The organism is Microcystis sp. LEGE 08355, assembly GCF_015207185.1.
Classification (GTDB): domain Bacteria; phylum Cyanobacteriota; class Cyanobacteriia; order Cyanobacteriales; family Microcystaceae; genus Microcystis; species Microcystis panniformis.
On record NZ_JADEXI010000460.1, the window covers coordinates 1 to 3,758 of the forward strand.

At 37.0% G+C, this 3,758-nt stretch carries 1 protein-coding gene and 2 pseudogenes; all 3 read left to right on the top strand.

Annotated features, from left to right (window positions below):
- Positions 1–215: 215 nt before the first annotated feature.
- Positions 216–1,973 (top strand): replicative DNA helicase, encoded by a 1,758-nt coding sequence (gene dnaB, locus IQ242_RS19140; RefSeq protein ID WP_193961059.1) that lies wholly within the window; start codon positions 216–218, stop codon positions 1,971–1,973.
- 1 nt (position 1,974) lies between these two features.
- Positions 1,975–2,421, top strand: a pseudogene (locus tag IQ242_RS19145) (hypothetical protein); the annotation flags it as partial.
- Between the two features lie 113 nt (positions 2,422–2,534).
- Positions 2,535–3,665 (top strand): annotated as a pseudogene (locus IQ242_RS19150) (hypothetical protein); the annotation flags it as partial.
- Positions 3,666–3,758: the final 93 nt, after the last annotated feature.

Here is a 3,758-nt window from a genome sequence, read left to right on the forward strand (position 1 = left end):
CCTGAATACTGAATCCTATCATTAACCTGAACATTTGTATTTAATTAGGGTAAAAACTGACTATAATTAAGTGGGTGGGTGGAATTAAATATAAGATGAACGTAGGTTGGGTTGAAGCATGAAACCCAACGTCCGCATGGGTTACGCTACCGCTAACCCATCCTACAAATAATTGTGCCTCCCTACTTAATGATAAAGCACGGTCAGCATTGACAATGATTAGCGATCAATCCCTCCCCCCCCAAAATATTGAAGCGGAAGAATCTATCTTAGGTGGTATTTTACTAGATCCAAAAGCGTTAGGTAGAATCAGTGATTTTTTAATTCCAGAAGCTTTCTATGTGAAAACCCATCAAGATATTTATCGTGCAGCACTTGCTTTACAAGGGAAGGGAAAACCGACGGATTTAATGACGGTTAGCAGTTGGTTACAGGATAACTATCTGCTGGAAGAAATCGGGGGAATGCCGCGATTGTTACAATTAATTGAGCGCACTGTCTCGGCTGCTAACATCGATCGCTATGCTGAATTAGTGATGGATAAATATATGCGTCGTCAGTTAATTTCCACCGGGGGAGAAATTATTGAGTTAGCCAGGGATACGACGCTAGAATTAGAAAATGTTTTCGATGAATCGGAACAAAAGATTTTTCGTCTCACCCAAAAACGACCCCAGGAGGGTTTAATTTTTCTGGGGGATACTTTAATTGAAACTTTTAATGAAATTGAGAAGATGCAGGAGACGACCACTCTACCCGGTATCGAAACTCAATTTTATGATCTCGATGCGATGACCAGTGGTTTACAACCCTCGGATTTAGTTATTATCGCGGGTAGGCCTTCCATGGGAAAAACTTCTTTTGCTCTTAATATTGCTTATAATATCGCTCAACAGAATTTACCTGTGGCTGTCTTTAGTTTGGAGATGTCCAAGGAACAATTAGCCCAACGTTTGTTATCGAATGAGGCTAAAATCGAAAGTAATCGGATTCGATCGGGACGTTTGGGACAAAATGATTTAGAGAAGGTTCTTGGGGGACTAGAAAAGTTATTAAATTTGCCCATATATATCGATGATAGTGCCAATTTAAGTGTGATTCAAATGCGTTCCCAAGTGCGGCGTTTACAGGCGGAAAAAAAGGGACAAATGGGCTTAGTTTTAATCGATTATCTGCAATTAATGGAAGGAGGAGGTGATAATCGTGTTCAGGAACTTTCTAAAATTACCCGCAGTCTTAAGGGTTTAGCGAGAGAAATTCATGCTCCAGTAATTGCTCTTTCTCAGTTAAGTCGCGCTGTGGAATCTCGCAATAATAAAAGACCGATGATGTCCGATTTACGCGAGTCGGGATGTTTAGCGGGTGATAGTTTAGTTGAGTTAGCCGATCCTCGTGCTAAAGTGCCAATTTGTCAGTTAGTGAATTGCTCCAATTTTACGGTTTTTGCTCTTAATGAGGAAACAATGAAATTAGAAAAAGCACTGGTAACTAAGGTTTTTTCCACAGGATTTAAGCCAGTTTTTCGATTAACAACTCGTTTAGGTCGCACGATTAGAGCTACAGCCAATCATAAATTTTTGACTGTCCACGGTTGGCAAAGATTAGATGAATTAAATATTGGTAATTATATCGCTTTACCTCGCTCTCTGAGTAATTCAGACCTAACTTTTAATTGGGATGAAGTTATGGCAATTCAAGGGGATGGAGAGACAGAAGTGTATGATTTAACAGTAGATAAATTGCATAACTTTATTGCCAATAATATCATCGTCCATAATAGTATCGAACAGGATGCGGATTTAATTATGATGTTATACCGAGATGAATATTATAACCCCGATAGTCCCGATCGAGGTGTAGCTGAAGTAATTATTACTAAACACCGTAACGGTCCCACCGGCACGATTAAGCTACTTTTTCAACCAGAATTTACCAAGTTTCTTAATCTTAAACAAAGCCGTTCTAATTATTAAAATGCAAGCAAATATTAATTATAAAAAAAACAATTGGCTTTTAATACTTTTGGCAATTATCCTAACTCTCGGTGTGGTTTTTCGTTTCACAAATATCGATAAAAAAGTCTATTGGCATGATGAATCCTACACCACCATTAGAACCACTGGTTATCAAGCAAAGGAAATCGCTGATACTATCTTTCAAAATCGTCTTTTATCTACCACAGAATTAGGAAAATTTCAACAACTGAAACCCGAAAGTAATGTTTTTGATACAATTAAATCTCTCGCTAAAGAAGACCCTCAACACCCACCTTTATACTTTATAATCTCTCGCTATTGGCAAAAAATATTCGGTTTTTCTCCCGTTTCTTCCCGCAGTTTAGCGATTGTTTTTAGTCTTCTCTCTCTGCCATTTATTGACTATCTATCCCTAGAATTATTTCCATCAAAGTTAACGGCAATTTTATACCATTTTTCTAAAGTAATGGCAGAGATGGTTAATTCCCTCACCCCCAACCCTTCTCCCTTTTTGGGAGAAAGGAGTAGAATGTCTGCCACGAATAAAGAAAAATGGTATTAGCAGTAATTTTATTGGCACTCTCTCCAGTTGATATAATATTTGCTCAAATGTCCCGTCAGTATAGTCTTTTAGTTTTGTTAACTATAATTAGTCAATTAATGCTGTTAAAATGCCTCAAAAAAAGAACTATTGTTAATTGGTCTTTATACACCTTATCTAATACTCTCGGACTCTACACCCATCTCTTTTTTATTCTCAACTTATTTGCTCAAGCAACCTTGATAATTTGGTATCTTGTTATGAAACCAGAGCGAAAAAATAACTTGATATTTTTCCTGTTATCTGGGTTAACAATGATAATTTTCTATATACCCTGGTTACAGGTTTTTTTAACTAACTCTCAAAGGGCCTTTAACTCCACCAGTTGGGCTGCCGTTAAATATCTCGATTGGGGATTGTTCGGTAAATTATGGCTCTTAACTTTTACTTGTCCATTTAGCGATAGCGATTTTGGTTTTAATAACATCTTCACCTATATATATAGAGTAATTTTTTTAATCTTAACTATCTCTGCTTTTTATCAAGTTTATCGCTACAATAACCCGATAGCTTTTACTTTTCTAATTACCTCAACCCTAGTACCTTTCCTAGCTTTAGTCATTCCCGATCTAATTTTGACCACCACTAGATCAACTGTCACCCGTTATCTAATTGCGACCTTTCCCACTATCTATATAACTGTAGCTTTTTTCTTGTCACAATTGCTTAGTCAAGGTAAATTTTTAGGTAAAATTATCTTGACTTTTTTGTTAACTGCTAGTATAATATCGAACTTTAATAATGCTCTTTCCGAAACCAGTTGGGCAAAAGTTCCTAGTTATTGGAATGGCGAAGTTGCCAGAAAAATCAATGCTGTACCCAATGCCATTATTATCAGCGACGAAGGTAATGACTGGACTAACTTAGGTGATTTGCTTTCCCTTAATTATCGTCTTAATTCTGATGTACAATACTTCCTGACTACCACTAACCCCGATACCGATAAGTTAAAAGAAGTCCTAGAAATTCCCCAGGCCAACTTATTTCTTTTTCGTCCTTCCAATCGGTTATTACTGACCCTAGATCAATTCGATATTCGTCTTGATGATTTCTATCCTCAAGGTCAATTGTGGCGAGGGAAAAAATAGGTAAATATATAAGTAGTAGGACAAAATTAACTTCTTGGTTAGGATAGGCAAAAGGCAAAAGGCAAGAGATGGTTAGATATGTCTAATTAATTG

What these genes read in the sequence shown, in the direction of transcription:
- dnaB (WP_193961059.1), top strand. Translation starts at nt 216, where the DNA reads ATGATTAGCGATCAATCCCTCCCCCCCCAAAATATTGAAGCGGAAGAA.